The organism is Kribbella sp. CA-247076, from assembly GCF_050942445.1.
In the GTDB taxonomy this organism is placed as follows: domain Bacteria; phylum Actinomycetota; class Actinomycetes; order Propionibacteriales; family Kribbellaceae; genus Kribbella.
Genome location: NZ_CP192051.1, coordinates 5,861,496 through 5,876,571, shown reverse-complemented (window position 1 = coordinate 5,876,571; position 15,076 = coordinate 5,861,496). Strand labels below are relative to the sequence as shown.

General features: G+C 69.6%; 15 protein-coding genes. 6 read left to right on the top strand and 9 right to left on the bottom strand.

The window, feature by feature from the left end:
• Positions 1-162: 162 nt before the first annotated feature.
• On the top strand, positions 163-1,668 hold the full coding sequence (locus ACQPYZ_RS27690; RefSeq protein WP_433161215.1) for a Fic family protein: 1,506 nt from the start codon (positions 163-165) through the stop codon (positions 1,666-1,668).
• Here ACQPYZ_RS27690 and pspAB read toward each other — a convergent pair whose 3' ends face one another.
• The 5 genes from pspAB to ACQPYZ_RS27665 are packed head-to-tail and all read right to left on the bottom strand — an operon-like array spanning position 1,669 to position 5,512.
• On the bottom strand, positions 1,669-2,232 hold the full coding sequence (pspAB, locus tag ACQPYZ_RS27685; protein ID WP_433161213.1) for a PspA-associated protein PspAB: 564 nt from the start codon (positions 2,230-2,232) through the stop codon (positions 1,669-1,671).
• A 3-nt stretch (positions 2,233-2,235) separates the two neighbouring features.
• On the bottom strand, positions 2,236-3,132 hold the full coding sequence (gene htpX / locus ACQPYZ_RS27680) for a zinc metalloprotease HtpX (RefSeq protein ID WP_433161211.1): 897 nt from the start codon (positions 3,130-3,132) through the stop codon (positions 2,236-2,238).
• 48 nt (positions 3,133-3,180) lie between these two features.
• Positions 3,181-3,702 (bottom strand): DUF1003 domain-containing protein, encoded by a 522-nt coding sequence (locus ACQPYZ_RS27675; protein WP_433161210.1) that lies wholly within the window; start codon positions 3,700-3,702, stop codon positions 3,181-3,183.
• The gene (locus ACQPYZ_RS27670) at positions 3,692-4,954 is read right to left on the bottom strand and encodes a magnesium transporter MgtE N-terminal domain-containing protein (protein ID WP_433161209.1); all 1,263 of its coding nucleotides are present in this window, start codon (positions 4,952-4,954) and stop codon (positions 3,692-3,694) included. Before ACQPYZ_RS27670 ends, ACQPYZ_RS27675 begins: the two co-directional genes overlap by 11 nt.
• Before the next feature lie 30 nt (positions 4,955-4,984).
• Positions 4,985-5,512 carry a hypothetical protein gene (locus tag ACQPYZ_RS27665; protein ID WP_433161207.1) on the bottom strand — a complete coding sequence of 176 codons (528 nt, stop codon included), beginning with the start codon at positions 5,510-5,512 and terminating at the stop codon, positions 4,985-4,987.
• Positions 5,513-5,610: 98 nt separating this feature from the next.
• On the opposite strand from ACQPYZ_RS27665, the gene ACQPYZ_RS27660 reads away from it, so the two are divergent.
• Positions 5,611-6,570 (top strand): HpcH/HpaI aldolase/citrate lyase family protein, encoded by a 960-nt coding sequence (locus ACQPYZ_RS27660; protein ID WP_433161205.1) that lies wholly within the window; start codon positions 5,611-5,613, stop codon positions 6,568-6,570.
• Positions 6,571-6,577: 7 nt separating this feature from the next.
• Here ACQPYZ_RS27660 and ACQPYZ_RS27655 read toward each other — a convergent pair whose 3' ends face one another.
• Positions 6,578-7,240, bottom strand: coding sequence for a peptidylprolyl isomerase (locus tag ACQPYZ_RS27655; RefSeq protein WP_433161203.1), 663 nt, complete (start codon positions 7,238-7,240; stop codon positions 6,578-6,580).
• A 120-nt stretch (positions 7,241-7,360) separates the two neighbouring features.
• On the opposite strand from ACQPYZ_RS27655, the gene ACQPYZ_RS27650 reads away from it, so the two are divergent.
• Positions 7,361-8,842: a serine/threonine-protein kinase gene (locus tag ACQPYZ_RS27650; RefSeq protein ID WP_433161202.1), complete on the top strand. Its 1,482-nt coding sequence runs from the start codon at positions 7,361-7,363 to the stop codon at positions 8,840-8,842.
• A gap of 106 nt (positions 8,843-8,948) precedes the next feature.
• Complete coding sequence (locus ACQPYZ_RS27645; protein WP_433161200.1) at positions 8,949-10,139, top strand: acyl-CoA dehydrogenase family protein; 1,191 nt, start codon at positions 8,949-8,951, stop codon at positions 10,137-10,139.
• Positions 10,140-10,206: 67 nt separating this feature from the next.
• On the opposite strand, the gene ACQPYZ_RS27640 is transcribed toward ACQPYZ_RS27645, so the two are convergent.
• Both ACQPYZ_RS27640 and corA read right to left on the bottom strand, forming a co-directional pair.
• A complete protein-coding gene (locus ACQPYZ_RS27640; RefSeq protein ID WP_433161198.1) occupies positions 10,207-11,238 on the bottom strand; it encodes an ArsR/SmtB family transcription factor in 1,032 nt (343 codons plus the stop codon).
• A gap of 170 nt (positions 11,239-11,408) precedes the next feature.
• Complete coding sequence (corA, locus tag ACQPYZ_RS27635; RefSeq protein WP_433161196.1) at positions 11,409-12,515, bottom strand: magnesium/cobalt transporter CorA; 1,107 nt, start codon at positions 12,513-12,515, stop codon at positions 11,409-11,411.
• Between the two features lie 77 nt (positions 12,516-12,592).
• Between corA and ACQPYZ_RS27630 the strand changes: the two genes are divergently transcribed.
• Both ACQPYZ_RS27630 and ACQPYZ_RS27625 read left to right on the top strand, forming a co-directional pair.
• Positions 12,593-13,132 (top strand): general stress protein, encoded by a 540-nt coding sequence (locus ACQPYZ_RS27630; RefSeq protein ID WP_433161194.1) that lies wholly within the window; start codon positions 12,593-12,595, stop codon positions 13,130-13,132.
• Between the two features lie 124 nt (positions 13,133-13,256).
• Positions 13,257-13,760: a MaoC family dehydratase gene (locus tag ACQPYZ_RS27625; RefSeq protein WP_433161193.1), complete on the top strand. Its 504-nt coding sequence runs from the start codon at positions 13,257-13,259 to the stop codon at positions 13,758-13,760.
• Positions 13,761-13,763: 3 nt separating this feature from the next.
• Here the strand turns inward: ACQPYZ_RS27625 and ACQPYZ_RS27620 are convergent, their stop codons facing one another.
• Positions 13,764-15,059: an alpha-L-fucosidase gene (locus tag ACQPYZ_RS27620; protein WP_433161191.1), complete on the bottom strand. Its 1,296-nt coding sequence runs from the start codon at positions 15,057-15,059 to the stop codon at positions 13,764-13,766.
• Positions 15,060-15,076: the final 17 nt, after the last annotated feature.

Here is a 15,076-nt window from a genome sequence, read left to right as displayed (position 1 = left end):
CGGTCCGTGTGACGTACCTCCGGCAAGGCGACCCTTACCCGCCTACACGAACCGTCCATGCACGTCCCTGACAGGGAAGTATTTATTGGAGATTTGTTGCTTCTATGCCTAGATTTATCTGACAAACGTTGCCTAGGCGTCGAGGAGGGTCGAGGTTTCGCGATGAATGTTGCTCAGAACGCCCCGCACCCGGCCGGCCGCCTCGTGTTCGCCACCGCGACCAACCGCGCCTCGCTGTCTCGTCGCCACAAGTCTGGGCGCGCGATCAGGCTGGCGCCAGGGCTGTACGCCGTCGACGCGACGCTGCCGCCGCAGAAGGTCGCGCATCACCACCGGTTCGCCGTCGTGGCCCACATCTGGCCCGGCGCGGTGATCTGCGACAGATCCGCGCTGAACGGAGGAGAGCCGGTCGACGGCTGGCTGTTCATCTGTCATCCGGAGCCACCGCGTGCTGCCGATCTGTCCCTTCCCGGCCTGACCGTCTCCGTGCGCCTCGGACCCGGCGCACTGCCCGGTGACATGTCGATGCCCGAGGGGCTGCATCTGTCCGGCCCGGCACGAGGTCTGGTCGAGAACGCCATGAGCCGTGGCCGGCCTCGGGAAGGTAAGCCCAGGAGGTACGCCGGACTCGGTGCGGTGGAAGACCGGATGGACGAGGAGGCCCGGACCGGAGGCGCCGGCCGCATCCGTCGTCTGCTGGCACAGCTCGACGTCGTCTCGGGATACTTCGGCGAACGTCAGGTCGAGGACGTCCGCTCGCGACTGGCGGCCCTGCTCGGCACCGCGGCGGACACGCGGCTGACCTCGACCCGGCTGGCCGCCAGACTGGCCGGAGACCCGTACGACGAACATCGGCTGGACATGCTCGAACGTCTGGCCCGGTACCTGCAGACGGTCGCGCCCGTACCGCGTCCGGCCGTCGGTGGGTCGACCCGGTGGGAGTGGCTGCCCTTCTTCGAGTCGTACTTCTCGAACTTCATCGAGGGCACCCAGTTCGGCGTCGAGGAAGCCCGCAGGATCGCCATCGACGGCGAAGTACCTGCTGCCCGGCCGCAGGACGCACACGATGTCGCTGCGACTTACCGCATCGCATCCGACCCCGTCCTCTCGAGGACCGTGCCGGCATCCGCGGACCAACTCCTCGAACTACTGGTCGAACGGCACTCGACGCTGATGGCCGCCCGGGACGACAAACGCCCGGGGCAGTTCAAACTCGTCCAGAACTATGCCGGCGGCTACGCGTTCGTCGCGCCGGAGATGGTTCGGGGCACGTTGGCGCGAGGATTCGATGCGCTGGCGCCGCTCACCGACCCGCTTCACCGAGCGGTCGCCGTCATGCTGCTCCTGACCGAGGTGCATCCCTTCGACGACGGCAACGGACGGATCGCGCGCCTCTTCGCGAATGCCGAGCTGGCCGCGGCCGGGCAGGTGCGAATCATCGTTCCGACCGTCTACCGCAACAACTACCTGGCCGGTCTCGTAGGCGTGAGCAACGGTGCGGGCGACGGTCAGACGCTGTACTCGGTCCTGGACTTCGCCCAGCGCTGGACGGCGACGATCGACTGGAGCAGCTACGAACGGGCCGACGCAGAACTCCGGAGCGCCAACGCATATCTCGACGCGGGTGTCGCTGAATCCAGTGGAATCAGGCTCCGGCTGACCACCTGATCACAGGCCGGGGGCTCCGTAGATGGGGAACCAGCGGGAGAGGTCGGGTTCGAAGGGGAGGTCGGTGCCGATGACGGATTTGATCTGGAGTTCGGTGGCGTTGTCGCGGCGGTCGGGGCCGACGGGGACGAACGGGTACCAGGAGCCGCGTTTGTAGAGGTACACGAGCCCGAGCGACTTCGTGCCGTTGGTGAAGGCGACCAGCGTGCACAGGAGCGACGTACCGAAGCCGGCGTCGACGAGCGAGGTGTTGACCGCGTGCAGGTCGGTCACCAGGCCCTCGAGGTCGTCGGGTGAGGTCTCCCGGACCAGCCAGGTGAAGCCGTAGGAGTCGGTGTGGCTGGTGAACTTGTCGCCGTCGAGCGCGAGCAACTTGTCGACCTCCGCCCGCAACGTGGAGAACCCACCGCCCTCCGCGGCCTTGAAACAGACCGAGCCACTGCCGGTCGCCCGGTAGCCGGCGGCCGTGTCCAAGGTGATGGCGGCCGAGGGGAGTGCGAAGAGCTGGTCGAGGTTCGGCGGGACGGCTTTGCTTCGGCCGAACAGGATGTCGAGAAGGCCCATGGGCTAAGCCTGCTCCCCGAGCTCGCGGGACAGCATCCCGAGCCGCTCGAGTCGCTGCTCGAGCGGCGGGTGGGTGGAGAACAGCGACGACAGGCTGAAGCCGCCCGCGGCCGCGGGCGCGAAGAAGAACGCGTTGAAGGCCTCGGCCTGGCGCAGGTCGCGCGACGGGATCCGGGCGATGTCGCCGCTGATCTTGGTGAGCGCGGACGCCAGCGTCGACGGCCGCCCGGTCAGGATCGCCGCGGCCCGGTCGGCGGCGAGCTCGCGGTACCGCGACAGCGCCCGGGTCAGCAGGAACGAGATCGCGTACACCGCCGCGGACACCAGGATGATGGTCAGCACGACCATGGCGGCGTTCTGGTCCCGGTTCCGGCCGAGGCCGCCGTACAGGCCGAAGCGGGTGATCAGGCCCGCGAGTACGCCGAGGAACGACGCGATCGTCATCACCGCCACGTCCCGGTGGGCGACGTGCGACAACTCGTGCGCGAGCACGCCTTCGAGCTCGTCGGCGTCGAGCCGGCGCAGGATCCCGGTGGTCACGCAGACGACCGCCTTGTCCGGGTTGCGGCCGGTGGCGAACGCGTTCGGCAGGTCGACGTCGGCGATCGCGACCTTCGGCTTGGGCATGTCGGCCAGCGCGCACAGCCGGTCGATCGCGCCGTGCAGTTGCGGCGCCTCCTCCGGGCTGACGATCCGGCCGCGCATCGCGTAGAGCGCGATCCGGTCGGAGAACCAGTACTGCACGAAAAGCGCGCCACCCGCGATCACGACGGCCAGCACGGCGCTCTTCGTCAACGCGATCAGCAGGCCGACGAATCCGACGTACAGCAGGCCGAGCAGGAAGCTGGTGACGACCATCCTGCTGGTCAGCCCGCGATCAGGCTTGAAGCGACTCTTCACGGCATCGACCCTTCCTCACCTGCTAGCGAGCCTAGCTCGATCCCGAAGTCAGACCCGGTCGTCCTCGCGGGTGTCCAGGTCGGCGAGCAGCGAGCGCAGCTCGGAGCGGAGGAAGTCGCGGGTCGCGACCTCGCCGACCGCCATCCGCAGCGACGCCATCTCCCGGGCCAGGAACTCCATGTCCGCCCGGGTGCGGGCGTCGACGTCGCGGTCGCGCTCGTACTGCACCCGGTCGCGGGCCTCCTGCCGGTTCTGCGCGAGCAGGATGAGCGGCGCGGCGTACGACGCCTGCAGGCTGAGCGCGAGCGTGAGGAAGATGAACGGGTACTCGTCGAACCGCAGACTCGCCGGCGCGAAGATGTTCCAGGCGACCCAGAACAGGATCGTCCCGGTCATGTAGACCAGGAACTGCCCGGTCCCCAGGAAGCGCGCGATCCGTTCCGACAGCCGGCCGAACGCGTCGGCGTCGTACACCGGCCGGAAGGTCCGGCGCAGCTCGCGCGGAACGTCCAGCCGGGAGGTACTGCGGAGCAGTCGGCGGTCGTCGGTGCTGCGGTCGTCACGGGGCATGGCGGTCCACCTCCTGCTGTCCGGATTCGCGCCAGTCTTCGGGAAGCAGGTGGTCGAGGACGTCGTCCACCGTCACCGCTCCGAGCAGCCGGCCCTCGTCGTCCAGGACCGGCGCGGCCACCAGGTTGTACGTGGCCAGGTACTTGCTGACCGTGTGCAGACTGTCGTCCGGCCGGAGACCGTCGAGATCGGTGTCGAGTACGGCGGACACGAGCTCGGACGGCGGTTCGCGCAGCAGCCGTTGGATGTGGCCGACCCCGATGAACCGGCCGCTGGGCGTCTCCAGCGGCGGCCGGCAGACGTAGATCATCGCGGCCAGCGCCGGGCTCAGCTCGGCGTTGCGGACGTGCGCCAGCGCGTCCGCCACGGTCGCGTCGGCCGGCAGGATCACCGGCTCCGACGTCATCAGTCCGCCGGCCGTGCGTTCCTCGTACGTCAGCAGCCGCCGGACGTCCTCGGCCTCGTCCGGCTCCATCAGCGTCAGCAGCCGCTCGGCGGTGTCGGTCGGCAGCTCCGCGATCAGGTCGGCCGCGTCGTCCGGGGACATCTCCTCCAGGACGTCGGCGGCGCGCTCGGTGTCCAGGCCGGCCAGGATCTCCACCTGGTCGTCCTCGGGCAGCTCCTCGAGGACGTCGGCCAGCCGCTCGTCGTTCAGCGCGGCGGCGATCTCCTTGCGGCGCTTGGGGGACAGGTCGTGCAGGACGCCGGCCAGGTCGGCCGCCTTCATCGACTCGAACGCGGCCAGGATGTGCGTGGCGCCCTGGCCCTCCTCGACCTGGGCGAAGCCGCTCACGTCGGCCCAGTCGAGCACGTGCGACTGCCCCCGCCGCCGGAACCGCTTGTTGCCCTCGCGGACAGCCACCTTGGACAGCACCCAGTCCCGCGTCCGCCACTGCTCCATGGCCATGTCGAACACGACCGCGGTCGCACCGGTCTCGCGGATGGTGACCGTGCGGTCCAGCATCTCGCCGAGCACCAGGACCTCGGTCGCGCGCTGCTCGAACCGGCGCATGTTCACCAGCCCGGTGGTGATCACGTGCCCGGCGTCGACCGAGGTCACCCGGGTCATCGGCAGGAAGATCCGCCGCCGGGTGAACACCTCGACCACCAGCCCGAGCACCCGCGGCGGCTGGGTGCCCTGCCGCAGCATGACGACGACGTCGCGCACCTTGCCGACCTGGTCCCCGTTCGGGGCGAACACCGGGAGACCAGCCAGCCGGGCCACGTACACGCGCGACGGTGATCCAGTCATGCTCGAAGGCTAACCCGCCGACGGGGACTCTCAGCTCAGGCGCGGTCGGCGGCGGATCGGGCGGTGCAGGGTCCGGGGCGGCTTGCCCCGGGTGGTCGCCGGGGTGCCGACCGGGGCCTCGGCCCGCGGACTGTCGTCGAAGCGCCCGGCCGCCTCGGTGATCTCGCCCGTGGGCTCCAGGACGAGCAGGTCCGCCTCGGTCGTCCAGCGCTCGAGCTGCTGGTCCAGCTCGGCCGCGTTCAGCCGCTCGGTCCGCAGCACCTGCGCGGCCTCGGTCCACTCCGCGCTGCCGGGCTCCAGCCGTCGTACGGTCGCCGTCCAGCTCGCCAGCCGGTTGGTCGCGGGCTTCGCCGGTACGACGACCTCCGCGGAGCCGGCCGTGGCCAGCCCGGGCAGCGGTTGCTCGGCACCGTCGGCAGCGTCCGCGAGGACGACGTACCGGCCGTCGACCGTGGCGAACCAGGCCGGAGCCGGGCGGCCGCCGTTCCACGACAGCCAGACGAGACCGGCCTTCTTCATGACGGCGGCGATCTCGGTCACAGCCTGCTCCGTGTCCACGGGCCAAGGGTGTCACAGTGAGCGATGTCACCGGGCAGGACGCGTGCGTTTCGCCGTACGCTGCCGGTGACCGGTGAGTAACCGAGTGGAGGTCCGGAATGACGGAACAGGTTCTGCGCAGCCGACGGTCCTGCCTGGCGACCCCGGGGTCGAACCCGCGGTTCCTGGCCAAGGCGAAGGGGCTGGACGCCGACCAGGTGTTCCTCGACCTGGAGGACTCGGTCGCGCCGATCGCGAAGGTGGACGCACGCAAGAACGTCGTCGCCGCGCTGAACGAGGGCGGCTGGGGAAACAAGTTGCGCGTGGTCCGGGTGAACGACTGGACCACCGAGTGGACGTACGCCGACGTGATCGAGGTCGTCGGCGGCGCCGGGGCCAACCTCGACTGCATCATGCTGCCGAAGGTGCAGACCGCCGAGCAGGTGGTCGCGCTCGACCTGCTGCTGACCCAGCTCGAGAAGGTGCACGGCCTGGAGGCGGGCCGGATCGGGATCGAGGCACAGATCGAGAACGCCCTCGGCCTGACCAACGTGAACGCGATCGCGCAGGCGTCGCCGCGGGTGGAGACCATCATCTTCGGCCCGGCCGACTTCATGGCGTCGATCAACATGAAGTCGCTGGTGGTCGGCGAGCAGCCGCCCGGGTACGACGTCGGTGACGCCTACCACTACATCCTGATGCAGATCCTGATGGCCGCGCGGGCGCACGGGAAGCAGGCGATCGACGGTCCGTACCTGCAGATCAAGGACGTCGAGGGCTTCCGCCGGGTCGCCGGGCGGTCGGCCGCCCTCGGGTTCGACGGCAAGTGGGTGCTGCACCCGGACCAGATCGCCGCCGCGAACGAGGTGTACTCGCCGCGGCAGGAGGACTACGACCACGCCGAGAACATCCTCGACGCCTACGACCACTACACGTCGGCGGCCGGCGGTGCCCGCGGCGCGGTCATGCTCGGCGACGAGATGATCGACGAGGCCTCCCGCAAGATGGCCCACGTCATCTCCGCCAAGGGCCGCGCCGCGGGCATGACCCGCACCGACATCTGGCAGCCGGCGGACTAGGACCGGGTCAGCGGGCCCAGACCTTGTAGATGCGGATCGGGCGGACCGGCGGGCCGTCCTGGTCGGGGTCGGCGATGCCGGCGGCGACCATGCGGTCGAAGGTGGACATGCCGAAGATCACCCGGCCGAGGACGGTGTAGTTCGGAGCGATGTTGGCGAACGAGTGGACCACGAAGAACTCCGAGCCGTTCGTCCCCGGGCCCTGGTTGCCGTAGGCAACGGTGCCGCGCGGGTAGGTCTCCCGGCCGGTGACCTCGTCCGGGAACTTGTACCCCGGACCGCCCTCCTCCTGCCGGTAGATGTCGCCGCACTGCAGCACCCCGAGCCGGGCCGAGTTGGTCAGCCGGAAGCACTGGGTGAAGTCGTAGAACCGGCTCTTCACCAGGTGCACGAAGTTGTGCACGCCGCAGGGCGCGTTCTCGCGGTCCATCCGGACGACGAACGGTCCGTAGTTGGTCACGAAGTACACGTCGACCGTGCCCTTCGCCCGGGCGACCGGGGACGGGAGCCGGACCGGCTTGGCGGCCGGGTTCTCCGGGGTCGGCGTGAACTCGCACTTCACCACCGGCTTCGGGTGCCGGGCCGGTGCGGGGGCAGCGGTGGCTGTCGTGGTGGTCAGCGTGCTCGCGACCAGGGTGGCCGCGATCAGGGCGGTAAGTGATCGCTTCATGCGCTCAACGTAGTACGTCGATCGCTCTGTGCAGAGGTTCTTCAAGGAATCGGCCCAGAACTCGCTCTTCGGCGCGTGCCTCTCCTAAGGTGTTGCGGTCCGCTGCGGAAGGTGTGTTGTGTGAACGGCGAGGTACTCGCAGGTCGCTACCGGCTGCTGACCCTGTTCGGCAGAGGTGGCGCGGGTGAGGTGTGGCAGGCCGAGGACACCGTGCTGGCCCGGCAGGTCGCGGTGAAACTGCTCCGCCGGCTCGAGGGCGACCCGATGGACGCGGTCGTGCGGTTCCGGGCCGAGGCGCAGGCGGCCGCGCGGCTGATGCACCCGAACGTCGTCGCGACGTACGACGTGGGCACGGCCGGCGAACACGTGTTCCTGGTGATGGAGCTGGTGTCCGGCCCGGATCTGGCCCAGCTGATGCGTACGGCGGGCCTGCCGAGCGGCACGCTGGTCGCCGACATCGCCACCCAGGGCGCCCGCGCCCTCGACGCGGCGCACGCGGCCGGCATCGTCCACCGGGACGTGAAACCGGGGAACCTCCTGCTCGCGCCGGACGGCACGCTCAAGATCACCGACTTCGGCATCGCGAAGGGCGCCGGCACCGAGACCACCGGTGTCGGTGTGCTCCTGGGCACGGCGTCGTACGTCTCGCCCGAACAGGTCCGCGGTCAGTCCGCCACGCCGGCCAGCGACTGGTACTCCTTCGGCTGCGTCCTCTACGAACTCCTCACCGGTACGCCGCCCTTCACCGGGCCCAACGTGGAGGCGGTGATGCGGCAACACCTGGACGCCGTACCGGAGCCGATCCACCGCGCGGACGTGGAGCCGCCGCTCGCCAACCTGGTCCTGCAGTTGCTGGCGAAGGACCCGGAGGACCGGCCGTCGTCGGCGTCGGACGTGACGGCGCTGCTGACCGCGGCCCCGAACACCCAGGTGTTGCCGCTGCTGCCGGCCGACGGCGTCCTCGACGTGGGGAACTGGCAGGAAGAGGAGCCGGAGGCCACCGGGACGCACCGGGCGCCGAAGAGGGCGTTCCCGTTCGCCAAGGTGCTGGTGGCGATGGCCGTCGTACTGGCGGCCGCGGTCGGCGGCCTGATGCTGCGGCAGGGCCTCGCCACCGACCCGCCGACCGCCGCGGCGGGCGGAACGCCGTCGGCGCCGGCGGTGAAGGCGTCGACAGCACCGAAGCCCACGCCGAAGCCGACGCCGACGCCGTCCAGGACGCCGACCAAGAAGCCGAGCCCGACGCCGACGCCGAAGGAGACGACGCAGCAGAACCCGCGCGGCGCGCTGGTGCAGACGCTCCGGACCCTCGCCGCCCAGGTCCGGCAGACCGAGCAGGACTCCCGCACCAAGGCGCCGCGGGAGGCCGCGCGCGACCTGGATCAGGCCGCGGTGGCCGTGGACAACGGCAACCTCGAGTCGGCGTCCAAGAACTTCTACGACGCCCGCCGCCGGCTGGCCGAGGCCCAGCGCAACCGCCGCTGGCAGACCACCCCGCAGATCGCGGCGATGTTCGCCGCCGTCAGCCACGTCCTGCCGCCGGCCGGCGAGGGGAACGGCGACGGCAACGGGGACGGGGACGGCGAGCGCGACTCCGAGTGAGCCACACGACCTCCGTCGGGTGGCCGGTGTCACAGCGGGTGTCCCCTCGTGCCGGGATGCTGGGAACCGCGATACTCGCGGGTAAGCCGGCCGAAGGAGACGCACGATGAGCAGGTTGCAGCAGACCGACGGGCTGACCGACGTTCAGGAGGAGATCCTGAAGACGGTCCGCGCGTTCGTCGAGGCGGAGATCCTCCCGGTCGCGACCGAGCTCGAGCACCGCGACGAGTACCCGGCCGAGATCGTCGAGGGGCTCAAGGAGCTCGGCCTGTTCGGCCTGATGATCCCCGAGCAGTACGGCGGTCTCGGCGAGTCGCTGCTCACCTACGCGCTCTGTGTCGAGGAGATCGCCCGCGGCTGGATGAGCGTGTCCGGGATCATCAACACGCACTTCATCGTCGCGTACATGCTGCTGCAGCACGGCACCGACGAGCAGAAGCAGAAGTACCTGCCCCGGATGGCGACCGGCGAGGTGCGCGGCGCGTTCTCGATGTCCGAGCCGGGCTGCGGGTCGGACGTGTCCGCCATCAAGACCAAGGCGGTCCGCGACGGCGACACCTACACGGTCACCGGCCAGAAGATGTGGCTGACCAACGGCGGCTCGGCGAACCTGGTCGCCGTATTGGTGAAGACCGACGAGGGAGCCGACTCGGTCTACCGGAACATGACCACGTTCCTGGTGGAGAAGGAGCCCGGGTTCGGTGAGGTCGACCAGGGCCTGAGCGTGCCGGGCAAGATCGAGAAGATGGGCTACAAGGGCGTCGACACCACCGAGCTGGTCTTCGACGGCTACCGGATCGACGCCGGCCAGATCCTCGGCGGTGTGCCGGGCAAGGGGTTCTACCAAATGATGGACGGGGTCGAGGTCGGCCGGGTGAACGTGGCCGCGCGCGGCTGCGGGGTGGCCCGGCGGGCGTTCGAGCTGGGGATCGCGTACGCGCAGCAGCGCGAGACGTTCGGGAAGAAGATCGCCGACCACCAGGCGGTGCTGTTCCGGCTGGCCGACATGGCGGTCAAGGTCGAGGCCGCGCACGAGCTGATGGTGAAGGCGGCCCGGAAGAAGGACGCCGGCTCCCGCAACGACTTCGAGGCCGGGGTGGCGAAGTACCTGGCGAGTGAGTACTGCGCCCAGGTCGTGGAGGACTCGTTCCGGATCCACGGCGGGTACGGGTTCTCCAAGGAGTACGAGATCGAGCGCCTCTACCGGGAGGCCCCGATGCTGCTGATCGGCGAGGGCACCGCGGACATCCAGCGCATGATCATCGGCCGCCGCCTGCTGGAGGACTACAAGCTGTGAACCGGCCGGCGTGCTGGGTCGACAGGCGGGGCGGTGCCGGTCGGCCCAACACGCGGCGGGGCAGGGTCTAGGCGGTGATCCGGGACGGCACGTCGCGGGTGGCGCCGGCCGTCTGGCCGGAGCCGTAGCCCGACAGCAGCCAGATGCCGAGCTGGGTGATCTCGTGGCGGACCGACGCACCGGCCCGGCGGGTGGTGATCAGCCCGGCCTCGCGCAGTACCGTCGCCTGGTGGCTGGCCGCGGCCGGCGAGATCTTGCAGCGCTTGGCCAGCTCGGTCGTCGTGCAGCCCGCGACGGTTGCCTCCAGCGCGGCCGCCCGGGTGGAACCGAGCAGCGAGCCGAGCGGGTCGCTCGACGGGGCCGCCTCCGCGGACTGCTGCCGGAGGATGCCGGGCGCGTGGTGGATCGGGTACACCAGGATCGGCTTCAGCTCCGGGTCGCGCAGCTTGGTCGGCACCTGCCAGCAGAACGCGGACGGCTGCAGCTGGATGCCGCGCCCGTCCAGGTAGAAGTCGCGGTCGTGCATGTCCAGCACCTGCAGCACCGGCGCCACCCACCGCACCCGCGGGTGCAGCGTCGACAGCAGCCGGTCGACGCCGTACTGCGAGAGCGCCTCACTGCGATGCGACTGGTCGGCCGACACATGCGTCCCGATCGACTTCCAGTACGGCGCGATCGCGGCGTCGTGGTACGTCCGGATCGCCCGGCCGAGCTTGTGCAGCGAGGTCCGCTCGCCCTTCGCCAGCTCCCGCGTCCACGGCGACATCGGCCGGTACTTGCTCAGCAGCTCGAGCTGGTCGCGGATCTGCTGGCGCGGCGTCGCCAGGATGAGCTCCAGCATGGTCTCGAAGTCCGCGCCGGACTCGGCCGGGGTGAGGAAGTCGGGGGAGTAGCCCTTCGGCGGGGTCAGCTCCAGCAGCAGGCGCATCTGGTCGGGCGCCACCGTGGCCCGGACGTGCCGGCGCCAGTCCTCGAAGACCAGCCGGCCGTCGGAGTGCTGCAGCATGTGCAGGCTGAGCAGCACCTCCCACAGCGGGGCGGGCGTGGCGGCGACCGTGACGCGTGCGAGATCCCTCGGCGTGAAGTGAATCCGGAGCACGGCGGGCCCTCCCTGGTGATGCTGACTACCTCGCCGGTCGCAGATCGTGGCGGACCGCTGACCGAAAGCGATGGTCGCATTCAATCAAGCGCCACAATCGCCGCACAACCGTTGGAACATTCCAAAAGGTCAGCAGTGCCTGCCGTGGCAGAAGGTTGCCAGCGCAGGGATCAGAGCCAGTGATTGCGCTTGAACAGCCGGTACAGGACCGTACACGCGGCGGCCATCAGCGCGAGCACGACGAAGTACCCGTACTTCAGCCGGAGCTCGGGCATGTAGTCGAAGTTCATCCCGTAGATCCCGGCGATCATCGTCGGCACCGCCAGGATCGCCACCCAGGAGGAGATCCGGCGCAGGTCCTCGTTCTCCGCCACCTGCACCTGGGCCAGCCCGGCCTGCAGGATCGAGCTGAGCAGCTCGTCGAACGAGATCACCTGCTCCTTCACCCGCAGCAGGTGGTCGTCCACGTCCCGGAAGTACTTCCTGGTCTCGTCGCCGATCAGCGGGTGCCGCAGCGTGGACAACGTCCGCATCGGCCCGGCCAGCGGCGCCACCGCCCGCTTGAGCTCCAGCACCTCGCGCTTGAGCTGGTAGACCCGGTCGATGTGCCGCCAGCCGCGCGGCGTGAACATCTCGCTCTCGATCAGGTCGATGTCGGCCTGGACGGCGTCCGCGACCTCCAGGTACCGGTCGACCACGTGGTCGGCGATCGCGTGCAGTACGGCGCCCGGCCCGGCCGCCAACTGCTCCGGGCGCTGCTCCATCCGCTGCCGCAGACCGGTCAGCTCACTGTGCTCGCCGTGGCGCACGGTGACGACGAATCCGGGTCCGCAGAACACCATCACCTCACCCGTCGCCACCACCTCGCTGGTGGCCGTCATTTCCCCGTGCGGCACGTAGGTGACCGTCTTGAGTACGGCGAACAGCGTGTCGTCGTACCGCTCGAGCTTGGGCCGCTGGTGGGCCTCCGCCGCGTCCTCCAGGGCCAGCGGGTGCAGACCGAACTCCGCGCCGATGATGGCCAGTTGCCGGCCGGTCGGCTGGAACAGCCCGATCCAGACGAACCCCTGGCCGCGCTCGGCCCGCGACAGCGCCTCGGTGTAGGAGTTGACCCTGGTGTCGCGCCGGCCGCCGCGGTAGAAGGCCCAGTCGACCAGAGCCCCGTCCAGCTTGCCGCTGGCGACCAGGTCCATCGGCTCCGGGACGCCGGGGGAGCGCCGGGCGAAAACCCGGCCCATCCGGCGTGTCGCGCCCAGGTCCCAGCGTCGTCCGGTCATCACCGGCGAGGCTATCAAGGCGCGGTAACCAGGCGTCGGCAATGATGGGGGGTGGAAGCACGTGGAGAGGAACGACGATGACCACGCAGGGCATGCCCTCGATGGACCCCCGGCCGAGCGGCCTGACGATCGGGATCTACGACACCTACCGGGAGGCGCAGCGAGCTGTCGACTACCTCTCGGACGAGAAGTTCCCGGTCGAGCACACGACCATCGTCGGCAACAACCTGCGCCAGGTGGAGAAGATCACCGGCCGGCTGACCTGGGGCCGGGCGCTGGCCGCGGGGGTGGCCAGCGGTGCCTGGTTCGGCCTGTTCGTCGGTCTGCTGCTGGGCCTGTTCACGTCCGGTAACTGGCTGGCCGCGCTGGTGACCGGTGTGGTGCTCGGTGCGTTCTTCGGCCTGGTGTTCGGCGGCCTCGGCTACGCACAGTCGGCCGGCCGGCGGGACTTCACCTCCCGGACCGCGGTGGTCGCGACGACGTACGACGTACTGTGCGACTTCAAGTTCGCCGAGGAGGCGCGCAACCACCTGGCGAAGCTGGCGCTCAAGGGCGAGGTGAGCCCGCGGATGCCCGAGCAGCCGTTGCAGACGCCGCTCCAGCAGCCGCACGACTGAGCTGGATGACGCCTGGGTGACGAACGTCTCGCCCGGTTGAGAGCTAGCCCACGCGCGGGCTACTGCCCAGTCACGTCGTCTTTCGGCAGCATGGGGCCCGGGGTTACCGGAGAGGAGCCGAGGGATGCAGTTCGGGCGCAGCTACGAGGAGTTCGAGGTCGGCGCGGTCTACAAGCACTGGCCGGGCAAGACGGTGACCGAGTACGACGACCACCTGTTCTGCCTGCTCACGATGAACCACCACCCGCTGCACCTGGACGCGCACTACGCCGGCGAGACCACCCAGTTCGGCAAGAACGTTGTGGTGGGCAATTACATCTACTCGATCCTGCTCGGGATGTCGGTCCCGGACGTGAGCGGCAAGGCGATCGCCAACCTGGAGATCGAGTCGCTGCGGCACGTCGCCCCGACCTTCCACGGCGACACGGTGTACGGCGAGACCGTCGTCCTGGACAAGTGGGAGTCGAAGTCGAAGGACGATCGGGGCGTCGTCTACGTAGAGACCAAGGGCTACAAGCAGGACGGGACGGTCGTCTGCCTGTTCCGCCGCAAGGTGATGGTCCCGAAGAACAGCTACCTGGAAGCCCGGGGCGGAGAGCAACCCGGCCGCCCCACCCCGGCTTCGTAGGCCCTACCGGAAGATCTCGATCACCGGCACCAGGACGTCCGGGCGCTGGATCGGGAGCTGCAGGGTCAGTACGTCGGCGCCGATGCCGCCCATCGTGGTGTTCTGGGCCTGCTGATGCGGGTCGTTGACGATCCGCTTGATCTCGGACGCGTCGTTCAGCAGCTGGGCGTACTTCACCTGTCCGCCGCCCAGCCCGGGCAGGTGGACGTGGCCCATCGGCCAGGAGAACAGGTGCAGGTAGAGCCGGTCACCCTTCTGCGTGTAGCGGCAGTCGGGCGGCGCGGTGAATTCGCTCGGCCGGGCGCCGCGCACCGACCGCTCGTGCAGCCGCATCCACTCGCCGATCGCGCTCAGCGTCGCCAGCGCCCGGGGGTCGAACTCGCCGCGTCCGGTCGGACCGACGTTCAGCAACAGGTTGCCGTCCTTGGAGACCGAGTCGACCAGCATCTTCACCAGCAGCTCGGGTGACTTCCAGTCCAGGTTGTCCCGGTCGTAGCCCCAGCTGCCGTTCAGCGTCTGGCACGCCTCCCACAGCACCGGTTGCCCGTCGCGGGTCATCGGTCCGTCCGGCTGGTACTGCTCCGGCGTGACGAAGTCGCCCGGGATGTCCAGCCGGTCGTTGATCAGGATGTCCGGCTGCAGCTCCCGGACCATCGCCATCAGTTCCTCGGAGCGCCAGTCGTCCTTGCCCTTGCCGTGCCCGTCCCGGCCGTCGTCGTACGTCCGGCCCGGGTAGGAGAAGTCGAACCACATGATGTCGATCGGGCCGTAGTTCGTCAGCAGTTCGCGCGTCTGCGCGTGCAGGTAGTCGGCGTACACCTGGATGTCCCGGCCGGCCGCCTTGGCGATCACCTCCTCGTCGTCGCGCTGCGGGTGGACGAGGTCGATCGGGAACTCAGGGTGGTGCCAGTCGATCAGCGAGTGGTAGAAGCCGACCCCGAGGCCCTCGGCCCGGCAGGCCTCGACGAACGGCCCGACCAGGTCCTTGCCCCAGGCGGTCTTGGCGACCGTGTAGTCGGACACCGCGGAGTCCCACAGGCAGAAGCCCTCGTGGTGCTTGGTCGTGAGTACGGCGTACTTCATGCCGGCCCCGCGGGCGGCGGCGGCCCACTTCCGCGGGTCGTAGAGGTCGGGCTCGAAGTGGTCGAAGTACGGCTGGTAGTCCTCGTCGGTCAGCCGTTCGCGGTTCTTCACCCACTCGTGCCGGGCCGGCAGCGCGTACAGGCCCCAGTGGACGAACAGGCCGAACCGCCAGTCGCGGAACTTCTCGACGGAGTGCGCGGGAGGCGCGTCGGTCATGTCAGATCTCCTTCGGA

What these genes read in the sequence shown, in the direction of transcription:
- corA (WP_433161196.1), bottom strand. Translation starts at nt 12,515, where the DNA reads ATGACCGGACGACGCTGGGACCTGGGCGCGACACGCCGGATGGGCCGG.
- ACQPYZ_RS27675 (WP_433161210.1), bottom strand. Translation starts at nt 3,702, where the DNA reads ATGCCCCGTGACGACCGCAGCACCGACGACCGCCGACTGCTCCGCAGT.
- ACQPYZ_RS27630 (WP_433161194.1), top strand. Translation starts at nt 12,593, where the DNA reads ATGACCACGCAGGGCATGCCCTCGATGGACCCCCGGCCGAGCGGCCTG.
- ACQPYZ_RS27655 (WP_433161203.1), bottom strand. Translation starts at nt 7,240, where the DNA reads ATGAAGCGATCACTTACCGCCCTGATCGCGGCCACCCTGGTCGCGAGC.
- ACQPYZ_RS27660 (WP_433161205.1), top strand. Translation starts at nt 5,611, where the DNA reads ATGACGGAACAGGTTCTGCGCAGCCGACGGTCCTGCCTGGCGACCCCG.
- ACQPYZ_RS27645 (WP_433161200.1), top strand. Translation starts at nt 8,949, where the DNA reads ATGAGCAGGTTGCAGCAGACCGACGGGCTGACCGACGTTCAGGAGGAG.
- pspAB (WP_433161213.1), bottom strand. Translation starts at nt 2,232, where the DNA reads ATGGGCCTTCTCGACATCCTGTTCGGCCGAAGCAAAGCCGTCCCGCCG.
- ACQPYZ_RS27620 (WP_433161191.1), bottom strand. Translation starts at nt 15,059, where the DNA reads ATGACCGACGCGCCTCCCGCGCACTCCGTCGAGAAGTTCCGCGACTGG.
- ACQPYZ_RS27625 (WP_433161193.1), top strand. Translation starts at nt 13,257, where the DNA reads ATGCAGTTCGGGCGCAGCTACGAGGAGTTCGAGGTCGGCGCGGTCTAC.
- ACQPYZ_RS27690 (WP_433161215.1), top strand. Translation starts at nt 163, where the DNA reads ATGAATGTTGCTCAGAACGCCCCGCACCCGGCCGGCCGCCTCGTGTTC.
- ACQPYZ_RS27670 (WP_433161209.1), bottom strand. Translation starts at nt 4,954, where the DNA reads ATGACTGGATCACCGTCGCGCGTGTACGTGGCCCGGCTGGCTGGTCTC.